Below are 22,212 nucleotides of genomic sequence, written 5' to 3' on the forward strand. Positions count from 1 at the left end.
GCGTCATGTCTGAACATATGCTACACGATTTAGATCCACTAGAAACTCAAGAATGGGTAGATTCACTGCAAGCGGTATTAGAGCAAGAAGGCCCTGAACGTGCGCACTACTTATTAGAAAAGTTGATTGATAAAGCCCGTCGTAATGGTACTCATCTACCTTATAAAGCGACTACCGCTTACTTGAACACTATTCCTTCAGGCCAAGAGCCACATATGCCAGGCAACCAAGAGATGGAGCGCCGTATTCGCGCTATCGTCCGTTGGAATGCGTTGGCGATGGTGCTACGTGGTTCTAAGAAAGATCTGGAGCTGGGTGGTCACATCTCAAGCTTTGCCTCTAGTGCAACCATTTATGACGTTTGTTTTAACCACTTCTTCCGTGGTCCAAATGAAAAAGACGGCGGCGATTTGGTTTACTTCCAAGGCCATATTGCTCCTGGTATCTATTCACGTTCTTTTCTTGAAGGGCGCATCACTGAAGATCAGATGAATAACTTCCGTCAGGAAGTAGACGGCAAAGGTCTGCCTTCTTACCCGCACCCTAAGTTAATGCCTGACTACTGGCAGTTCCCTACGGTATCTATGGGTTTGGGTCCTATCCAAGCTATCTATCAGGCACGTTTCCTTAAGTATCTGACTGACCGTGGTATTAAAGATTGCTCTGAGCAAACGGTATATTGCTTCTTAGGTGATGGTGAGTGTGATGAGCCTGAAACATTAGGCGCTATCGGACTTGCGGCACGTGAAGAACTTGATAACCTTTGCTTCATCGTTAACTGTAACCTACAGCGCCTTGATGGTCCTGTGCGTGGTAACGGTAAGATCATCCAAGAACTTGAAGGCGAATTCCGCGGCGCAGGCTGGGAAGCGGTTAAAGTGATTTGGGGTCGTTATTGGGATCCACTACTTGCCCGTGATACTAGCGGCAAGTTACTGCAGTTGATGGAAGAAACCGTTGATGGTGAATACCAGAACTGTAAAGCTAAAGGTGGCGCTTATACGCGTAAGCACTTCTTTGGTAAGTACCCAGAGACTGCTGAAATGGTGGCTAACATGTCAGATGATGACATTTGGCGTCTAAACCGTGGTGGCCATGATCCAGTGAAGATTTTTGCTGCGCTTCAGCACGCTAAAAATACTAAAGGCCGTCCAACCGTTATCCTTGCTAAAACCGTTAAAGGTTACGGTATGGGTGATGCGGGTGAAGGCAAAAACATCGCGCATAACGTGAAGAAAATGGGCCTTGAATCCCTTAAATACTTCCGCGATCGTTTCAATATCCCAATTAATGATGATCAGTTAGAAGATATTCCTTTCTATCATCCTGGTGCTGATTCAGAAGAAGTTCAATATCTTCAAGCGCGCCGCGCAGAACTGCATGGTGCTATTCCTTCACGCCGTCAGAAGTTCTCAGGCGAGATTGAAGTGCCATCATTGAAGATCTTTGATTCGGTACTTAAAGGCTCAAACGGCCGTGAGATCTCAAGCACCATGGCGTTTGTGCGTATTCTTACTGCACTGCTTAAAGACAAGAAAATTGGTAAGCAAATCGTACCAATTATCCCTGATGAAGCACGTACCTTTGGTATGGAAGGTCTATTCCGCCAGGTCGGTATTTATGCTCACGAAGGACAAAAGTACATCCCACAAGATTCAGATCAAGTGGCGTACTACCGTGAAGATAAAACCGGTCAAGTACTGCAAGAAGGGATTAACGAGCTAGGTGCAATGTCATCTTGGGTCGCTGCGGCAACAAGTTACTCTGTTAACGACACGCCAATGATCCCGTTCTATATCTACTACTCAATGTTTGGTTTCCAACGTATTGGCGACATGGCTTGGGCTGCAGGTGATATGCGTGCGCGTGGCTTTATGATTGGTGGTACATCGGGTCGTACAACGCTTAACGGCGAAGGTCTACAGCATCAAGATGGTCACAGCCATGTGTTGGCTAATACGATTCCAAGCTGTATCTCTTATGATCCAACCTACGGTTATGAAATTGCAGTTGTGGTTCAAGACGGTATTCGTCGTATGTATGGTGAGGAGCAGGAAGATGTTTTCTACTACCTAACCACGATGAACGAAAACTACGAACAGCCAGCAATGCCTGAAGGCAGTGAGGAAGGTATCGTTAAAGGTATCTACAAACTTGAAACTCTACAGGGTAGCGGTAAAGGCTCTGTACAGTTAATGGGTAGCGGCACCATTCTAGAGCAAGTGCGTAAAGCGGCAGTTGCGCTTTCGAAAGACTTCGGCATATCTACTGACGTATACAGTGTGACTAGCTTCAATGAGCTAACACGTGATGGCCAAGCGGCAGAGCGTTACAACATGCTGCATCCAACTGAAACACCAAAAGTGCCTTATATCACTGAAGTGTTATCTAGCGATGCGCCGGCGATTGTAGCCACAGATTACATGAAGATTTACGGTGAGCAGCTACGCGCTTATATCCCAACAGATTACAAAGTGCTGGGTACAGACGGTTTCGGCCGCAGTGATAGCCGCGAGAACCTACGTCATCATTTTGAAGTTGATGCTAAGTTTATCGTTATTGCTTCACTTAAAGCGCTTGTTGACCGTAACGAGCTACCTGTTGATGTGCTGACTAAAGCCATCAAAGAATATGGTATCGACGTTGACAAGATCAACCCACAGTACGCGTAAGAGGGAAACAAAATGGCTGAATTAAAAGAAGTTTTGGTTCCTGATATCGGTGGTGATGACGTTCAGATTATCGAAATCTGTGTTGCTGTAGGCGATACGCTCGCAGCAGAAGAATCAATTATCACGGTTGAAAGCGACAAAGCGACCATGGATATTCCAGCACCTTTTGCTGGCGTATTAAGCGAGCTTAAAGTGGCAGTAGGCGATACCGTATCAGAAGGTACTTTGATTGCGATGATGTCTACCGCAGCAAGTGCAGCACCCGCAGTTGAAGCATCAGCTCCAGCGCCAGTTGCTGCAGCAGTTGAAGCTCCGGCTCCAGTAGCAGCACCTGCAGCTCCGGTTGCTGGTGGTACAAAAATTATTGACGTGATGGTTCCAGATATCGGTGATGCAAGCGATGTTGAGATTATCGAAGTCTTAGTGGCTGTTGGTGACAAGATTGATGTTGACACTGGCTTGATTACTTTAGAGACAGACAAAGCGACCATGGAGGTGCCTGCACCTTCAGCGGGTATCGTTAAAGCACTTAAAGTGACCTTGGGTGACAAGGTCTCGATGGGTTCTTTAGTACTGACTCTAGAAGTCGGTGATGCCGCTCCGCTAGCATCGGCTCCAGCCGTTGAGGCTCCTGTCGCTGCGACCGTCGGTGTTAGCTCTGTGCAACAGATTGCAGTACCAGATATTGGTGATGCTGCAGATGTTGACGTGATTGAAGTACTGGTTGCCATTGGCGATGAAGTGACACTCGATCAAGGTCTAATTACCCTTGAGACAGACAAAGCGACCATGGAAGTGCCTGCACCTGTTGCCGGTAAACTGGTTGGTTTGACGGTTAAAATCGGTGACAAGGTATCTCAAGGTAGCGTGATTGCGACCATTGAAGCGGTTTCTGCCGCGCCAGTTGCCGCAGCTCCAGCTCCTGTAGCAAGTGCTCCGACTCCAGTGGCAGCGCTAGCTCCTGCAGCAAGCAAGCCACCCGTTCCGCATCATCCAAGCGCGGGTAGTCAACCTAAAACAGGTGCTGTGCATGCATCACCTGCAGTGCGCCGTTTAGCACGTGAATTTGGTGCTGACTTAACTCAGGTGACTGGTACGGGTCGTAAAGGTCGTATTCTGAAAGAAGACGTTCAAGCGTTCATCAAGTATGAACTCAGTCGTCCTAAAGCATCGGCTGCTACTGCTGTAGCGGGTGGCGCTGGCGGATTAAACGTGATTGCTGCACCTAAAGTTGATTTCGCTAAGTTTGGCGAAGTTGAAGAAGTGCCGTTAAGTCGTATTCAGAAAATATCTGGTCCTAATTTGCATCGTAACTGGGTGACGATTCCCCATGTGACGCAGTTTGATGAAGCCGATATCACTGAAATGGAAGCATTCCGTAAAGATCAAAACGCGATTGCTGCGAAGAAGAAAGCGGATTATAAGATCACGCCTTTAGTCTTCATGATGAAAGCGGTTGCTAAAGCACTAGCTGAGTTCCCTGTATTTAACTCAAGCTTAAGTGCCGATGGCGAGTCATTGATTAAGAAGAAGTACTTCCATATTGGTGTTGCTGTTGATACGCCGAACGGTCTTATGGTACCAGTGGTGCGTGATGTCGATAAGAAAGGCATTGTTGAACTTTCACGTGAGCTGATGGACATCTCACTCCGTGCGCGTGACGGCAAACTTAAGTCTGCTGATATGCAAGGTAGCTGTTTCACTATTTCAAGTCTTGGTGGCATTGGTGGTACGGCATTTACGCCTATCGTTAACTACCCTGACGTGGCCATTTTAGGTGTGTCTAAATCTGAAATTAAGCCGAAGTGGAACGGTAAAGACTTTGAACCTAAGTTAATGTTGCCGTTGTCATTGTCTTACGATCACCGAGTTATTGATGGTGCGATGGCTGCGCGATTCAGCGTCATGCTTTCAACCGTCCTCAGTGATATTCGCACGCTTATTTTGTAAAGTTGAAGGCTGCTCATGATGAGCAGCCTTTTTTCTATTACGACTAGGATTGTGATCAGTATCAAACAAAGGTTAAAATGCGGCCACCTTACAAGATCTGGCTAGATTTTGCAGTTTGGACGGTTTTTCCGCCAACGACATAAAAAGAATAGAGGAAAACATGAGTAACGAAATCAAAACTCAGGTAGTTGTACTAGGCGCAGGCCCTGCGGGCTATTCATCGGCATTCCGTGCTGCGGATCTCGGCCTAGATACTGTCATCGTTGAACGCTTCAGCACATTGGGTGGCGTTTGTTTAAACGTTGGTTGTATCCCATCTAAAGCACTGCTTCATGTTTCTAAAGTGATTGAAGAAGCTAAAGCTGTTGCTGATCACGGTGTCGTTTTTGGTGAGCCAAAGATTGATCTTGATAAGCTTCGTGGTTTTAAAGATAAAGTTATTGGTCAGCTTACTGGCGGATTAGGCGGAATGTCTAAAATGCGTAAAGTTGATGTTGTTAATGGTCTAGGTAAGTTCACTGGCCCAAATACAATGGAAGTGACTGCGGAAGATGGCACGGTTACAGTTATTAACTTTGACAATGCGATCATTGCTGCGGGTTCACGTCCGATTAAACTGCCATTTATTCCACATGAAGACCCACGCATTTGGGATTCTACTGACGCGCTTGAGCTTAAAGAAGTTCCTGCTAAGTTGCTAGTTATGGGCGGCGGTATCATTGGTCTAGAAATGGGTACCGTTTACTCATCTCTAGGAAGCGAAATCGACGTGGTTGAGATGTTTGACCAAGTGATCCCTGCTGCAGATAAAGACGTTGTACGCGTATTCACTAAGCAAATTAAGAAGAAATTCAACTTAATCTTGCAAACTAAAGTGACTGCGGTTGAAGCAAAAGAAGACGGTATCTACGTTACAATGGAAGGCAAGAAAGCACCTAGCGAACCTGTTCGTTATGATGCAGTACTTGTTGCTATTGGCCGTTCTCCAAACGGTAAAGGGCTAGACGCAGAGAAAGCTGGCGTTAATGTTGATGAGCGTGGTTTCATTAACGTTGATAAGCAGATGCGTACTAACGTCCCTAACATCTTCGCCATTGGTGACATTGTTGGTCAACCAATGTTGGCACACAAAGGTGTGCATGAAGGGCATGTTGCTGCTGAAGTTATTTCAGGTCTTAAGCACTTCTTTGACCCTAAAGTTATCCCTTCAATTGCCTATACAGACCCAGAAGTCGCTTGGGTTGGTCTAACTGAGAAAGAAGCAAAAGAGCAAGGTGTTGCTTATGAAACTGCGACTTTCCCTTGGGCTGCAAGTGGCCGTGCAATCGCATCAGATGCAAGCGAAGGCATGACTAAATTAATCTTCGACAAAGAGACTCATCGTGTTATCGGTGGTGCTATTGTGGGTGTTAATGGCGGTGAATTGCTCGGTGAAATAGGCCTAGCAATTGAAATGGGTTGTGATGCTGAAGACTTAGCGTTAACGATTCATGCTCATCCAACATTGCACGAATCAGTGGGTCTTGCTGCAGAAATGTATGAAGGTTCAATTACTGACTTGCCTAACCCTAAGGCAAAAAAGAAAAAGTAAGCTTTTTCTAATTAATCAAGCGCTCTGATGAGCGCTTTTTTTATGTCTGTAACCCAGTAAATTGGGAGTTTTTCCAATCAAAGCGTGATTCTGTGTTATCTAAATGATACATTCAAGTTAATCTAATAAAGCTTAATACCCAAAGGATTTTAAACCCCCACGGAATCCTGAATTTCCAAGTGACTTGGGTGTATACCAATGAGAATAAGAATTATAAAAAAATGGTTTAGCTTGGTCATTTTATTGATTAGTTGCGCTACACCGGCATTAGCCAGTGGAGTCGTTCAGCGGATTTTTACCGCAAGTGATGGGCTAATTAATGGCACCGTATGGGATATTAGTTTTGATGCCCATGGATTCACTTGGCTGGCAACAGAAGAGGGGCTTTACCGTGTTAGTAGCACTAAAATCAGAAGAATCGATCAAGTTGGTTTAGACTCAAAACTGAGCGATAACTTGATTCATTTAGTTTCCCCTTTAAGCCAACGTCACCTGCTTGTGAGTAGTTTCTACGAAATCTATCTTTACGATATTTACGCAAATACTTTTACCGCCTTTGGTAGCAGCACTCTTTTTCCTGAATTTGAAGGCCTGGGGATCATCTCTCAAGTTGAAGATGACAATGGCAACCGAATTTTGCTCACCAGAGAGGGCGAATTATTACGCTTTAACTACAGGAAAATGTCGTTAGAGCGGGTTAATTTTTTAAGTAGCAATGAGGATTATCCTTGGCGGGCAATATCAGCTATTTCAGACAATCGATTACTGGTGGCAACAGAAGGACGCATTGAGGTTAGAGATGAGGTTGGCGAACGGGTGGCCGTGTTGCCTTGGCCAGAAAGTGATGGGCGAATCGAGCAGATATTTAGAGATTCAAATAATCGAGTTTGGATCAGCTCCAGCAAGGGCTTCTTTGAGTTAATACAGCAGGACTTGTCGATCCGCAAGGTTACGCAGCTACCTTATTACATTACCCATATCGCTGAGGACCAACAAGGTTTTTTTTGGTTGGCAACGCGATCCGGTTTATTCAAATGGCTGCCAGATGCTCCCTCTGGCCAACTTTATGGGAATGAGATAAAGCAAAAGTCGAATATCGATTACATACACGATATTGCCGTTGATGATACTGGCCTTATTTGGATCGGTGGCTCAGGCGATGGGGTTGCCGTACTGGCGGATAAACCCGACTTTTTACTGGAGCAATTTAGTAAGGCTGCACCCTACCAACTGCCAGATGAAGTCATTTGGTCTATCTATGCCGATAAAGAGGATGTGTGGTTTGGCACTGATGCTGGATTACTCCTCATCGATAGGCAAACAAAGCATCCGTATTTCATAACGCCTAAGAATATTGATCTAAACGACAGCATCTATCACATTGAGCCATTGGATGAGCAAAACATTCTGTTATCCAGTACCAATGGGCTCTCTATTGTCAATAAAAGCACTTTTCATACGCAGACGTTTGGCGATTGGATGGGAGGCTCGGGCACTTTAGAGAGTAAAACGGTTTACGATACCTATTTTGATACACTCATTAAAGGTCGGATTTGGTTCGCCACTAATAGGGGATTATTTTTTTGGGAGCCTGGCTTGGCAGAGCCCCAGTATGTCAGCTTGAGTCCTGATAAGAGTATCGTTCAACTACAGATAATTAAGCATGTAAACCGAGATAGTGCACAGAGGTTGTGGCTGGGAGGAAACCGGCTGCTTGGATATCTAGATCAACAAGAAAATTTTCACGCCGTTACCGCACCACTGGTACATGGATTGGATACTACCTCGGTTAACACCATGAAAGAAGTTGAGCCCGGTCTTTTTTGGATTGGACTTAAAGATCGCGGTGCCGTTGAATACAACTCACAAACGGGTGATGTTCGGTCTTTAACTGAAGAGTGGAAGATAAGCTGCAATAGTGTGTATTTTATTGAAGAATTTGAACAATATCGGATTATAGGTTGTCCACGTTCGATTATCCGATTCGATACCATGACGGATGAAGTCATCGTTGTTGCCGCTGAAGATGGATTCATTAGTGACGAGCTAAATGAAGGGGCGGTTTTTGTTTCTCCTGAAGGGCTATATGTGGGTACGCCTGATGGAGTAATGCTACTTGATGTAAACAAACTTAAGAATCGTATAGTAAAAGATACTATCTTGCTTGAGTCGATGGAGGTCTATTTCGAAGACCGCACCGAGGTTAATTTATTACCGCAAGAGGGTCATCGTATTTTACCCGGTGCGCAACTGGTGAGTTTTCAGCTGGCGCGCAATAATTACCTCGATGAGAAACCGTTGCAGCTGCAATACCGTTTACGCCGCGATGAAGATAAAACCGCTGGTAGCTATATTTATCTCGACGGCCAATCTCAGTTAAATATTTCAGGCTTAGATGCGGGTACGCACGTGCTTGAAATTATTAGTGTGCAGAATGAAGTATGGTCGGCTGCCCCATTTTCTTTCTCTTTTGAAGTGGAAATGTACTGGTGGCAAACCGCTTGGTTTAAAGGTTTATTGCTGGTTGTGGTCTTACTGCTCGGGCTCGGCATTATCTTTGTTCGGCAGCGGCAGGTAATGACATTTAGAGGGATGAACTCCGCGCTTACAGAGAGCGAAAATAGATTAAAACAAGCATTAAAAGGCAGTAACTCTGAGTTATGGGAGTGGCATCTAGAGACTGATATTTTTAGACTTGAAAATGTGGGCGGTTTATTGAGTAAGCAAGAGACTCAGGTTCATCTTAAACTTGGTGAATTTCCTATTCATAACGAAGATAAAAGTCATGTGCTTACCGCTTGGAAAGATATGCTCGATGAGCGTACCGATCGCTTCGAAGTAGAGTACCGCTACTTGCGAAGTGATAACCTTTGGGGTTGGGTGCGAGTATTAGGTAGACCTGTCGAGCGTAATGGTTTTAACGGTAAAATTGAGCGTGTTGCAGGTATCTATACCGATATTACTGAACAGCGCCAGCTAAAGGATGATGTTTATCTATTGGCTCAAGCATTTGAAAATACAACTGAAGCGGTGCTTATCTACGACAGAGATGAGTTGATCCAAGTCACCAATAAAGCGGCGCAAGATATATTGGGTTTCAATGCTAACACGCTCATTGGCCGATCATTTGCTGAGGTACTACGGGGTAAAGAGTCGGGTACTCATATTGCTGATTTACTGCAACACGGCTTGAGCTGGACGGGCGAATGCACCGTGGCGTGCGCCAATGATCAGCTGTGCGCTGTTTGGCTTAACGTATCGTCTATTTTAAATGCCACTGGGGAAGCGACGCATTATGTGGTGGTGTTCTCTGATATTACTGATCGTAAGCGCACGGAAGCAGATCTTCGTCGTCTGGCTAATTATGATGTACTCACAGGTTTGCCAAATCGTTCTTTATTTTCGAGCAAATTATCTCAATCTATTTATCAGGCTGAAAAAGAGGGCGGTAAGCTCGCCTTGCTGTTCTTAGATTTAGATCGCTTTAAGCACGTTAACGATTCTTATGGTCATAGCATGGGCGATGCTTTGCTTGTGGAAGCCTCAAACCGCTTACAAGCGTTTATCACTAATGACAATGTTTTATGTCGCTTTGGTGGTGATGAGTTTGTTATTTTGCTGCGTAGCGATACGGAGCTCGATAGCATTAATCAACTCTGTGAACAGTTATTGGCCAGTATTCAAAAACCGTTTGATCTTTATGGGCGTGAGTTTTATATCTCAACCAGTATTGGCGTCAGCCTGTGGCCAGAAGACGCTAAGCAGCCTGAAACGCTGATCAAAAATGCCGATTTGGCCATGTATCATGCTAAAGATGAAGGTAAAGGTAACTTTAAATATTATTCCCAAGAGCGTAATGCCGAGGCACTTTATCATTTACGGTTGGAGACGGATCTACGCAAAGCTATCGAAAGGAATGAATTTGAGCTTCACTTCCAACCACAAATTGATATTTTACAGAATGATAAGCTTGTTGGAGTGGAAGCCTTATTGCGTTGGAACCACCCTCAAGATGGCTATGTACGTACCGACATTTTTATCAAAGTCGCCGAAGCATGTGGGCTTATTGTTGATATTGATCGTTGGGTTATGCGTGAGGCTTGTCGCCATGGTGCCCGTTGGGCACAAATTTTAGATGAACCGCTTAAAGTCTCAGTCAATATCTCAGCATTGCATTTTCGCCAGCCAGATTTTATTCATGGTGTCGAAAAAAGCTTGGCAGCAACCGGAATGCCAAATCGTTCATTATCGTTGGAGATCACTGAAGGCGTATTGATGAAAGAGCTTGAAGTCGCTAAACAACACCTAAAAGAGCTTAAGAGTTTAGGGATTGATGTCGCGATTGATGATTTTGGGACGGGTTATTCCTCCTTGGCTTACTTACGTCATTTTGAAGTGAATACTTTAAAAATTGATCGCTCTTTCCTTATTGATATTGCGACTAATAAAGCCGATCAGGCCATTGCGAGTAGTATTATTGAGCTCGCAAGAAACTTAAAATTAGATGTTGTGGCTGAAGGCGTCGAAACTCATGAGCAGTTAGAGCAGGTCTTTAGCCGTGGCTGCTATGTCATCCAGGGGTATTACTTTGCCAAACCAATGTCAGGCACTGATTTAGATGCTTACATGGCGCTACGCTCAGAAGCCAGTTTACTGTCTAAAGCAGGGCAACAGATGACACCTATTGCCTAAAGCTTGCACAAGTTAATTAAATACCCTACGTTAAAACATCATTAGAAGAGTTGAATAAGTCATTATGATACATAGAATTATTATTCTTTGTTTGCTGGTATTCTTTCAGTCATTTGTTAGCGCTACAGAAAGGCCTAAGATAGGCCTTGTACTCAGTGGCGGTGGTGCCAAAGGTGCTGCGCATATTGGCGTGCTAAAAGTACTGGAAGAGAACAATATCCCGATTGATTACATCACTGGTACCAGTATTGGCTCTTATGTCGGTGGCATGTATGCATTGGGTTATAGTGCTGCTGAAATTGAAGCTATTATGATGAATACCAATTGGGATAAGGGCTATTCAGATACTATCCCGCGTGAAGAGCTTAGTTTTAAAGATAAAGAGATCCGCGACAAATATAATATCCCGGTTAACGTCGGCTATAGCGATAAGAAAGTTAAAACACCTGCGGGTTTTCTGCGTGGTCAGTCTATGTCGCAATTGCTGCGAAGCTCTACCAATCTGGTACATCAGTTTGGTCACTTCGATGATCTTTCAATCCCTTTTAGAGCCGTTGCAACTAATTTAGCGACTAGCCAAGCTGTTGTTTTAAGTGAAGGCAGCCTTGTGGCAGCGATGCAAGCCTCTGCGTCAGTTCCTGGTGCACTTCAACCTGCGGTTATCAACGGTATGTTATTGGTCGATGGGGGCATCGCCAACAATATGCCAATAGATGTGGTTAAAGCGATGGGCGCAGACATTGTTATTGCGGTCGATATTGGCTCGCCACTTGTCGGGAAAGAAGAACTCGATAGTGCCATTGCGGTGCTCAATCAGTTATCGACCATGCTCACTAATGCCAGCTCTGAGAGACAAAAAGCGTTATTGTCAGATGAAGATATTCTTATTAGGCCCAATATTGGTGAATTAAGTACCACCGATTTTAGCATCATGCCCATCGCTCTTCCCTTAGGAGAGATAGCGGCAAGAGAGCAATTAGATAAGCTAGGGAAATACAGTGTCTCTAAGCAGGAGTTTAGCGAGTACCTTGCTGCAAAACGCAGCAAGAGTAAGGTATGGCTCGATGAGTTGAACCGGCCTCTCATTAAAGTTATCTACGACAACGACTCTAAAGTAAGCGAAAAGTTACTTGCTGATAGCCTCAATTTGGATGTGGGTGATCATGTCACCGTCCAAACCCTTGAGGCGGGTATCGCTAGGATCTATTCGTTGGACAAATTTGAGCGAGTAGATGCTGAGTTTGAAGATACGCCTGATGGAAGAGTGCTAACCGTTTCGACCAAAGCAAAGTCTTGGGGACCGAACTATTTCCAATTAGGCTTTAGTTGGGAAGATGATTTCAGTCTCGATTCGGTGATTTCACTGGATGTGGCATACACCATGACCGACTTAACGGAAAATGGTGGTGAATGGCGCCATGAGATCTCGCTTGGGTTTGATAAATTATTAGCTTCTGAGTTTTATCAGCCTTTAACAAAAGATCAAGATTATTTTAGTCGAGCACGGCTTGAGTATGAACTTAAGGATTGGAGCTTTTTCGAAGATAACAGCCGCGTTCTTCAGCTTAAGCAAACAGCTTACCGAGCTGAAATTGGTATCGGTTTAAATTTCACTCAAAACGGCATGATAGAACTCGGACTATTGGGTGAGGTTGGTAGCTTAGACAATGATCTTTGGCAACTCGGTACGGTCGATTATGACAGTTACGGCGGTTACTTTAAATTTGCCTACGACGATCTCAATAGTATTAATTTTCCGACATCGGGTAATCGTTTTACGTTAAATATGTACCTTAGAAAAGAGGGCTACGATCAGGATCTTGCTTCAGAGTCTTCTGACATGTCATTACAAATTGAAGCAGATTGGCGTGGCGCTGTCGGTGTCGGTAACCATGCTTTCGTTGGTATAGCCTCATTTGCGACGGTCGATAAAGATGGTGCCTTCACCGTCAATGTGTCTGAATTAGGCGGCTTCTTAAATCTTTCTGGTTACCATAAAAATGCCCTTTATGGCTCGCATAAAGTATTTGGTGCTTTTGTTTATCAATACGATCTTGGTCGTGATGTGCTGGGTATGACGGAATATCCTTTGTATTTAGGCACCAGTCTCGAAGCTGGTAACGTCTGGAATCAAAAAGATAATGTGTCATTAGATGATCTTATTTATGCAGGCAGTATTTTCCTTGGTATTGACACTAGCGTTGGGCCAGCGGCATTTGGCTTTGGTGCTTCAGATGATGGTGAAAAAACGGTATTTCTGTTTATTGGTAAGAACTGGTAATCAAGAAGTGAGCGGCTTTAGGCCGCTTGAAATAACATTCATATAATGTGACAAAAACGGGCTTAATAGTCTAAAACATAGAGAGCAATATGAATTAAACGATTGTTTTTACGAAAAGTAGAAGCAATTTTTAAAGGACTAAATCGGGGATAAATATGAATAAGGTAAGTCAATTAGCATTGTGCGTAGCATTAACATTAGGTGTTGCAGCATGTGGCAGCAGCGATAAAGACGGTATTACAGAAAGTACCACTTCAATGGTTGTTTCTGGAGTTGAAAAAGCCAACTTTGACCCTGCAGTGCGTCATCAAGATGATTTCTACTACAGCGTGAATGGCACTTGGTTAGCGAACACACCTATCCCTGCTGATAAATCTAATTACGGTTCATTTTCCGTTCTTTATGAACAAAGCCAAGAAGCACTTAAAAAAATTATTGATGCCGCAGCTGCTAAGCCAAACAAGGCAAAAGGCAGCAGTGAGCAAAAAGTGGGTGACTTTTATGCGAGCTTCATGGATACCGACGCCATTGAGGGGTTAGGGATCTCACCGCTAAAAGATCAGCTGTCAGATATTGCCTTTGCATCAACTCACAACGATATAGCGACCTTAATGGGCAGTTTATTGGTGCATGGTTCAACGGTACCATTCGGTTTTTACGTCAATAACGATGCTAAAAATTCGAGCCAATATGGGGTCTATCTGTATCAATCAGGTCTCACCTTGCCAGATAGAGATTACTACCTAAAAGATGATGAGAAATTTACTGCCAATCGTGCAGCATTAATTCAATATGTCGATGATCTAATGGCCAAAGCGGGCTATAGCAATCCAAAGCGCGCGAGCGAAAGTGTGGCTAAAATTGAAAAATTTATCGCCGCAAGTCAATGGAGCCGTGTTGAATCGCGTGATGCCAATAAAAGTTATAACAAGATGGACCGTCAACAGCTGCAAGATTTAGTTGAAGGTTTTGACTTTGTGCAGTTCTCAGCGGGAGCAGACATCGACAAAGTGACGGACGTGATTGTGCGTCAGCCATCTTACTTTGAAAAGTTTGGCAAAGAATTTAATCAATTTAGCGTGTCCGAGTGGCAAGACTATTTAGCTTTTCATCTGGTGGATGATTACGCAGAACTATTGAGTAAAGATTTCGTTGATCTCCATTTTGCTTTCCATGGTAATACCTTAATGGGTATTGAAGAGCAGAAGCCTCGTTGGAAGAAGGGTGTTGATGCCGCTGACCAAGTGATTGGTGAGTTGGTGGGCGAAGAGTATGTTAAGCAAAACTTTAAGCCCGAAGCTAAAGCCAAAATGGAAGAGATGATCCAAAACCTGATCAAAGGGTTTGAGGTCAGCATTAATGAACTGGAGTGGATGACGCCTGAAACTAAGCTCGCAGCTCAAGAAAAATTGGCGAAGTTTACCTATAAGATTGGCTACCCTGATAAGTGGAAAGATTATACGGCACTCGACATTGAAGCTAACGACTTAGTCGGCAACTATCAACGCTATGCTCAATTTGAGTACAAAGCGATGTTAGCTAAATTGGGTCAACCGATTGATCGTACTGAGTGGCATATGACGCCACAAACGGTGAACGCTTACTATAGCCCTGTGATGAATGAAATAGTGTTCCCTGCCGCAATTTTGCAGCCACCATTCTTTAATATGGATGCTGATGATGCGATTAACTATGGTGGCATCGGTGCTGTTATCGGTCATGAGATCAGCCATGGTTTTGATGATCAAGGCGCTAAATATGATGGTGACGGTAACCTTCGCGATTGGTGGTCAGATAAAGACCGTGAAGAGTTCCAAAAGCGTGCCGCGCAGTTGTCAAAGCAGTACGCAGGTTATGAAGCCATGCCGGGTAAGTTCGTTAATGGTGATTTAACCTTAGGCGAAAACATTGGCGACTTAGGCGGTTTAACCGTGGCTGCTCGCTCTTATGCGATGAGCCTTAATGGTAAACCATCGCCGGTAATAGAAGGCTTAACGGGTGAACAACGCTTGTTCATTGGTTGGTCTCAAGTCTGGCGTCGTAACTACCGAGATGAAGAGCTTGGCCGCCGTTTAATGACCGATTCACATTCACCGAGCCATTTCCGCGCTATGGGGACACCACGTAATATCCCCGCTTTCTATGAAGCATTTGATTTGAAAGAGGGCGATAAGATGTTCTTAAGCGAAAGTGATCGCGTTAAGATTTGGTAAGCCAAGATTAGATACCAATCTCAATAAGTAAAAAGCCCATCTTTCGATGGGCTTTTTAATGGAACAAAGCAAGATAATGACTAGAATGCGTTACGAGCTTTTCGCTTAGACTGCTAAGCATTATCGCTCAAGCCTTGTACTAAAATCATTATTCCTTACGGGAAAGAGTCGAACAAAAACTAAGCTCGAAAGATCAACAGCCCCTAAACATCAGTTCTTAGTTCTTTGAATTAGTGTTGCGCAGCGAGAAAGTCAGGCAGTTGCGCTAAGCTCGCTAACTGATGATGAGCTATGACCCACTTCGCTAAACCCGCCAATTTGGGCTCAGGGATGGCAATTGTTTGCATATTGGCAGCGCGGGCTGCGACCAATCCATTAAATGAATCCTCAATCGCTAAGCAATGGATAGGATCAATATTGAGCGCGGCAGCGCAATTTAAGTAGACCTCTGGATGCGGCTTACCATAGGTTAAATATTCAGCAGACTTAATGGCTTGAAAATATGAACCTATGGCTAGCTTGTTTAAAACAGCATTAATAATATCGCTAGAAGAGGAGGTCGCCAGGCCGATTTTAAGGCCGTGTTCTTGGCAAGTTTTAAGCGCAGTGATGACGCCTTGCATAGGCGTACCTTCGACTAAAATATGCTTGATAACTTGCTCTACAATGGCTTGGGCTGTTTGTGCATTGTCATAATTAGGCCAAGGAAAGCGGGCATACCAAAATGCGACGACGTGATCGATTCTTAGTCCCGTCGTTTCGACAGTATCTTCAATTGAGATGTTTAAACCGAGCTCCGACATCACCTTATGCTCGGCAATTTGCCATACAGGTTCAGAGTCAATTAGCACTCCATCCATGTCGAAAATAACGGCTTTTAACTCAGGTGTGGTCATAAGTCTCCAATTATGTTCATTATAACCTTGGTGAATAGTAGTGGTTAATTCTAGTAAATATTCAAATAATGCTAAGGTGAATGGCGTATTTAACGACATCGATGGCGAGCTATCACTAATATTAACATCAGTTTGTTATTACTTAACTCTTTGAATAAAGTAACGAATAAATTCAGTTAACACTATGGTCTAGTTTTATTTTTGGGATTAACCGCTTAAAGTGTGACCATCTTGCTTCTTGAGCATGATTTATCACTTGTCCAAGTGTGATCTGATTCATACTTTTGCAAAGCTGTAGTATAATACGCCTCGAAATAAGGGTCGAGCCTGCCGAGTCGTCAGTTCCAATGTGAAGACGAGCAGTTTCGTTGTGAGAACGCCAAAAAAGAGGAATATTGCCATGCTAGAAGCATATCGTAAACACGTCGCAGAACGTGCTTCAGAGGGCGTAGTCCCTAAGCCATTAGATGCCCAACAAGTGGCACTACTAGTCGAATTGGTAAAGAATCCACCTGCAGGTGAAGAAGCGTTTCTTCTTGATCTGATTGAAAACCGTATCCCACCAGGTGTTGATGAAGCTGCATATGTAAAAGCAGGCTTTTTAGATGCCGTCGCCAAAGGCGAAGTCTCATCAAGCATTCTGTCATCTGCGCGAGCTGTTGAGCTGCTTGGTACTATGATGGGAGGCTATAACATTGAGCCGCTTATTGCTCAGTTAGATAACGATGCTCAAGCCCCACTGGCTGTTAAAGCGTTATCTCACACGTTATTGATGTTTGATTCTTTCCATGACGTAGTGGAAAAAATGCAGGCGGGTAACGACTACGCTAAGCAAGTTGTTCACGCATGGGCTGACGCTAAATGGTTCCTGTCGCGTCCTAAGCTTGCCGAAAAGATTTCTCTGACCGTCTTTAAAGTGTCAGGCGAAACCAATACCGATGATTTGTCACCTGCACCAGATGCATGGTCACGTCCTGACATTCCTTTGCACGCATTAGCGATGCTAAAGAATGCTCGTGAGGGTATTGTCCCTGATGAAGCCGGTACTGTTGGTCCAATTAAAGAGATAGCGTCACTTAAAACTAAGGGTTTCCCATTGGTTTATGTCGGTGATGTTGTTGGTACTGGTTCTTCACGTAAATCAGCGACTAACTCAGTGCTTTGGTTCATGGGTGATGATATCCCTAATGTGCCTAACAAGCGTGCGGGTGGTTTCTGTTTAGGTGGCAAGATCGCACCCATCTTTTTCAATACCATGGAAGATGCTGGCGCGTTGCCTATTGAGCTAGACGTAGACAAAATGAACATGGGTGATGTTATTGATATCTACCCATACGAAGGCGTTGTTAAGCGTCACGATAGCGATGAAGTTATCTCTGAATTTTCGCTAAAGACCGAAGTGTTGATGGACGAAGTTCGTGCTGGTGGTCGTATTCCATTGATCATTGGCCGTGGTCTTACTGATCGTGCTCGTGAAACACTCGGCGTTGAAGCTTCTACTGAATTTGTGCGTCCAAAAGATGTGGCTGATACTGGTAAGGGCTTTACCCTTGCACAGAAAATGGTCGGCAAGGCGTGCGGTGTTAGTGGTATTCGTCCAGGCCAATACTGTGAACCTAAGATGTCATCTGTGGGTTCGCAAGATACTACGGGTCCTATGACGCGTGATGAGCTAAAAGATCTCGCCTGTCTTGGTTTCAGTGCTGATTTGACGATGCAGTCTTTCTGCCACACAGCCGCTTATCCAAAGCCTATTGATGTGAACACACATCATACTCTGCCTGATTTCATCATGAATCGTGGCGGTGTTTCTCTGCGTCCAGGTGATGGAGTGATCCACTCATGGTTGAACCGTATGTTGTTGCCAGATACTGTTGGTACTGGCGGGGATTCACATACTCGCTTCCCAATTGGTATCTCATTCCCAGCAGGTTCAGGTCTGGTCGCATTTGCTGCGGCAACAGGCGTCATGCCACTGGATATGCCTGAGTCGATTTTAGTGCGCTTTAAAGGCGAAATGCAACCGGGTATGACGTTACGTGACTTGGTACATTCTATTCCGCTTAAAGCCATTGAGATGGGTCTGTTGACGGTAGAGAAGAAAGGTAAGATCAACGCCTTCTCTGGTCGTGTATTAGAGATTGAAGGTCTTGAACAACTTAAGGTTGAGCAAGCGTTTGAGCTTTCTGATGCATCCGCTGAGCGCAGTGCTGCGGGTTGTACGATTAAGCTTGATAAAGAACCCATCATTGAATATCTAAACTCTAACATCGTGATGTTGAAGTGGATGATTAGCGAGGGTTATGGCGATCGTCGCACTATTGAACGTCGTGTGATTGCGATGCAAGAGTGGTTAGCAAATCCTGAGTTAATGGAAGCTGACAGCGATGCTGAATATGCAGAAATTATCGAAATCGATTTGAGCGAAATCAAAGAACCTATTCTTTGTGCGCCAAACGATCCAGATGATGCCGTGTTACTTTCATCAGTGGTTGATACTAAGATTGACGAAGTCTTCGTTGGTTCTTGTATGACTAACATCGGTCACTTCCGTGCAACCGGTAAGATGCTGGAGAAATTTGCCACGACTCTGCCTACACGTTTGTGGATTGCGCCTCCAACTAAGATGGATCGCGATCAACTTACTGAAGAGGGCTATTACGCTATCTTCGGTCGTGTTGGTGCTCGTATTGAGATCCCTGGATGTTCACTGTGTATGGGTAACCAAGCACGTGTTGCTGAAGGTGCAACGGTAGTTTCTACTTCTACCCGTAACTTCCCCAACCGTCTTGGTACTGGTGCTAATGTATATTTGGCGTCAGCTGAGCTGGCGGCTGTTGCAGCGTTACTCGGTCGTTTACCATCGCCTGATGAGTACCAGACATACGCTAAAGAGTTAGATGCAACTGCAGCTGATACTTATCGTTATCTGAACTTCGATCAAATTGCATCGTACACAGAAAAAGCGAGTGAAGTTATCTTCCAGTCTGCTGTTTAAGATGTAAATTTGTGTCTAGTACGAAAAAGGCCAGCTAATTAGCTGGCCTTTTTTATGATTCATTTACAACTTATAGACAATAAGCACCTTAGGGGTATAGGCAGATATTGCTCAGTACCGCAAATTTCAAATACTTAGTGACTGATTAAGTGTGCTTAGTGTGCAGCACTTCTAACAGCTTATCTTCAAGCGCAAAACGTGTTTCCATCGCATGCCCAAGTGATGACAAATCTTTATCTAGGTGAAACAGCACTTTTTCATCGTCGGCTTCGGTGTACTTGTCGTTGAAGTCGAGCGCAGTGTCGGTTGTTTCGCTAATCTGTGGCACCAATTGCTGCGCAATCTCTTGGCTTGAGCTGCCATTCTTCTCGCAAGCGGTGACTACTTGGTTATAAATTTCGAAATGGCCTTCAGAGACGTAGTCCATTAATTGATCGCAAAATGCTTTAACAGAATCAAATGCAGGTAAGGAATTCTCTGAAACTTCATATGGAGGAATACCAGCGATTTGGCAGTAGTTGATCAGTAGCTTACGACGATTGTTTAACCATTGATCTATAAGAGTATTTGAACCGCCCCATTTTTGTTCGGCTTTTTCTAACTTTCTTAGCATGATCTTCCCCAATAAGAATCTATCCCTAACATCTAATGTAGGGACAAGTACTGTGTTGATCAACTACTTTTCGACGATTTAGGCGGAATAACTGAATGGACATACCAGCTAACAGGTAAGGCTGGGGCGCTAAAAAGAAAAAGCCCAGTGATAGAATTCTATCGCTGGGCGAGTATAGTTTTTGCAGGCTCGATGCGACGAGCTCTTGATTGTTCTTGCTAGCGCAGACTTTTTATACCAAAGCTAAGCAATTGGTGCAACTTTTTTCTGTCACATTGAGAGCTGTACAGCGTACATTAAGCTCTATTGTGGGCCTATATCGCACTTTTACTTGATATGAGAACTCACATTAACGACTTACAAATAAGGTGGTTAAGGAGATTATAATGTTAGCTTCGACCTCGCGGGGGCTATTTGTCGGGTTACGGGTCACATAATTTCACCGATAGAGGTTACTTTATTAACGTAAATGCTAAACTACTGAGCAAGTGGATATCAATATAAGTTTAGGAATCAAGCCAAATGGCAGAATTAAAGAATGATCGTTATTTACGTGCTTTATTAAAACAGCCTGTCGACAGAACACCTGTCTGGATGATGCGTCAAGCTGGTCGTTATCTTCCTGAGTACAAAGCAACCCGTGCGGAAGCCGGTGATTTCATGTCGCTTTGTAAAGACAAAGATTTGGCTTGTGAAGTGACTTTGCAACCACTACGTCGTTATGACCTAGATGCTGCAATTTTATTCTCTGATATTCTTACTATTCCTGATGCGATGGGACTTGGTCTGTATTTTGAAACTGGCGAAGGCCCACGTTTTCAACGTCCAACCGATACTATCGACTCAATCAAAAAGCTTTGCATCCCAGATCCAGAAGACGAGCTTGGTTATGTGATGCGTGCTGTCAGCACCATTCGTCGTGAGCTTAAAGGCGAAGTGCCTTTAATTGGTTTCTCTGGTTCTCCTTGGACGCTAGCGACTTATATGGTTGAAGGCGGTTCAAGCAAGACTTTCGAAAAGATCAAGAAAATGGCTTATGAAGAGCCAAAAACATTGCACATGTTGCTTGATAAGTTAGCTGACTCAGTCATCTTGTACCTGAACGCTCAGGTTGCTAACGGCGCTCAGTCACTTATGATCTTTGATTCATGGGGCGGTGCACTTTCTCACCACGCTTACCGTGAATTCTCACTGCGTTATATGCAGAAAATCGTTGATGGCTTAACTCGCCATGCAGACGGTCGTCAAGTGCCTGTGACTCTGTTCACCAAAGGTGGCGGACTATGGCTTGAATCTATGGCTGAAACAGGTTGTGATGCCTTAGGTCTAGATTGGACTGTTGATATCGGTGATGCACGTCGTCGTGTTGGGCATAAAGTTGCTCTTCAAGGAAACATGGACCCATCGGTACTTTACGCCTCTCCTGAGCGTATTCGTCAAGAAGTAGAACAAATTCTATCTTCTTACGGTGAAGGTACTGGTCACGTATTTAACTTGGGCCATGGTATTCACCAACATGTTGATCCTGAGCATGCGGGCGCGTTCATCAACTCAGTTACTGAGTTGTCAGGTAAATACCACAAGTAAGCCACTACTTCAGTAGTTTGGTTTAAAAGGCTCAGTTTACTGGGCCTTTTTTGTGGACGCTATTTGATGATATCTAGAGTATTTTGTGCTTCGATAGGAGTCGGTTTAACACCTAATCGTGACCTAATCGGTTGCCGTTCAATTCTAAAGTCACTGCCTTTTCTGGGCTGACTTTCGATTTCACCGTTTTAAAGCGATAACTGTTGCCTCACAATCGACAGTCCCACCCCAAGTTGTGGCAATGCCGTTTAAGTCGCTGCTACGTTCATCTGGGGGCAATAATAACCCAGTATCGATATAGCTTTGCAGTGATGTTAGCGGGGTCTTTAAGTCGTGCGACAGGTGCAACATAAACTCATACGGTTCTTCTCTTTTTAGGTTAATAGCTTTAATGATTCTTATTACAAAAATTAATAATGGTTATTATATTTAAACTACAGTATGAGTACTTTATAAAATAAAACACATTGTTAATAAATGGTAATTATTCGGAATGAATATCATTTAAATTAAAATGTTGAAATCCCAGTAGATTAGACATTACGAGTAAGCTTTAAGATGTAATTATTACTATATTTTAATATGCAGCTATTTATATTATTAAGTTTGTATGCAATAAGTATTTTAGGCTTGGTGATTTTTATTTTTAACTGATTTATACGAGAGTATATAATATTGTGATTAGAGGTTCTTTACTTGAATAGCATACCACCTCTACA

The 22,212-nt window shown here is 43.9% G+C and carries 10 protein-coding genes; 8 read left to right on the plus strand and 2 right to left on the minus strand.

Annotated elements, in window-relative coordinates; translation table 11 throughout:
- Positions 1 to 5 precede the first annotated feature (5 nt).
- From aceE to L2729_RS01255, 6 genes are all read left to right on the plus strand, one after another.
- Positions 6 to 2,672 carry a pyruvate dehydrogenase (acetyl-transferring), homodimeric type gene (gene aceE / locus L2729_RS01230; RefSeq protein WP_248986597.1) on the plus strand — a complete coding sequence of 889 codons (2,667 nt, stop codon included), beginning with the start codon at positions 6 to 8 and terminating at the stop codon, positions 2,670 to 2,672.
- A 12-nt stretch (positions 2,673 to 2,684) separates the two neighbouring features.
- Positions 2,685 to 4,622, plus strand: a complete 1,938-nt coding sequence (aceF, locus tag L2729_RS01235) for a pyruvate dehydrogenase complex dihydrolipoyllysine-residue acetyltransferase (protein ID WP_248986598.1) — start codon at positions 2,685 to 2,687, stop codon at positions 4,620 to 4,622.
- A gap of 160 nt (positions 4,623 to 4,782) precedes the next feature.
- Positions 4,783 to 6,213 carry a dihydrolipoyl dehydrogenase gene (gene lpdA, locus L2729_RS01240; protein WP_248986599.1) on the plus strand — a complete coding sequence of 477 codons (1,431 nt, stop codon included), beginning with the start codon at positions 4,783 to 4,785 and terminating at the stop codon, positions 6,211 to 6,213.
- 198 nt (positions 6,214 to 6,411) lie between these two features.
- Entirely contained in the window at positions 6,412 to 10,905 is a 4,494-nt protein-coding gene (locus tag L2729_RS01245; RefSeq protein WP_248986600.1) for an EAL domain-containing protein, read from the plus strand.
- A gap of 64 nt (positions 10,906 to 10,969) precedes the next feature.
- Positions 10,970 to 13,186: a patatin-like phospholipase family protein gene (locus L2729_RS01250; protein WP_248986601.1), complete on the plus strand. Its 2,217-nt coding sequence runs from the start codon at positions 10,970 to 10,972 to the stop codon at positions 13,184 to 13,186.
- 155 nt (positions 13,187 to 13,341) lie between these two features.
- Entirely contained in the window at positions 13,342 to 15,399 is a 2,058-nt protein-coding gene (locus tag L2729_RS01255; protein ID WP_248986602.1) for a M13 family metallopeptidase, read from the plus strand.
- 230 nt (positions 15,400 to 15,629) lie between these two features.
- Here L2729_RS01255 and hxpB read toward each other — a convergent pair whose 3' ends face one another.
- Complete coding sequence (gene hxpB / locus L2729_RS01260) at positions 15,630 to 16,295, minus strand: hexitol phosphatase HxpB (RefSeq protein WP_248986603.1); 666 nt, start codon at positions 16,293 to 16,295, stop codon at positions 15,630 to 15,632.
- Positions 16,296 to 16,695: 400 nt separating this feature from the next.
- On the opposite strand from hxpB, the gene acnB reads away from it, so the two are divergent.
- A complete protein-coding gene (gene acnB, locus L2729_RS01265) occupies positions 16,696 to 19,293 on the plus strand; it encodes a bifunctional aconitate hydratase 2/2-methylisocitrate dehydratase (RefSeq protein ID WP_248986604.1) in 2,598 nt (865 codons plus the stop codon).
- Positions 19,294 to 19,438: 145 nt separating this feature from the next.
- On the opposite strand, the gene rsd is transcribed toward acnB, so the two are convergent.
- Positions 19,439 to 19,906, minus strand: coding sequence for a sigma D regulator (rsd, locus tag L2729_RS01270; RefSeq protein WP_101090689.1), 468 nt, complete (start codon positions 19,904 to 19,906; stop codon positions 19,439 to 19,441).
- A 522-nt stretch (positions 19,907 to 20,428) separates the two neighbouring features.
- On the opposite strand from rsd, the gene hemE reads away from it, so the two are divergent.
- Positions 20,429 to 21,493 carry a uroporphyrinogen decarboxylase gene (hemE, locus tag L2729_RS01275; protein ID WP_248986605.1) on the plus strand — a complete coding sequence of 355 codons (1,065 nt, stop codon included), beginning with the start codon at positions 20,429 to 20,431 and terminating at the stop codon, positions 21,491 to 21,493.
- Positions 21,494 to 22,212: the final 719 nt, after the last annotated feature.

The organism is Shewanella gelidimarina, assembly GCF_023283945.1.
Classification (GTDB): domain Bacteria; phylum Pseudomonadota; class Gammaproteobacteria; order Enterobacterales; family Shewanellaceae; genus Shewanella; species Shewanella gelidimarina.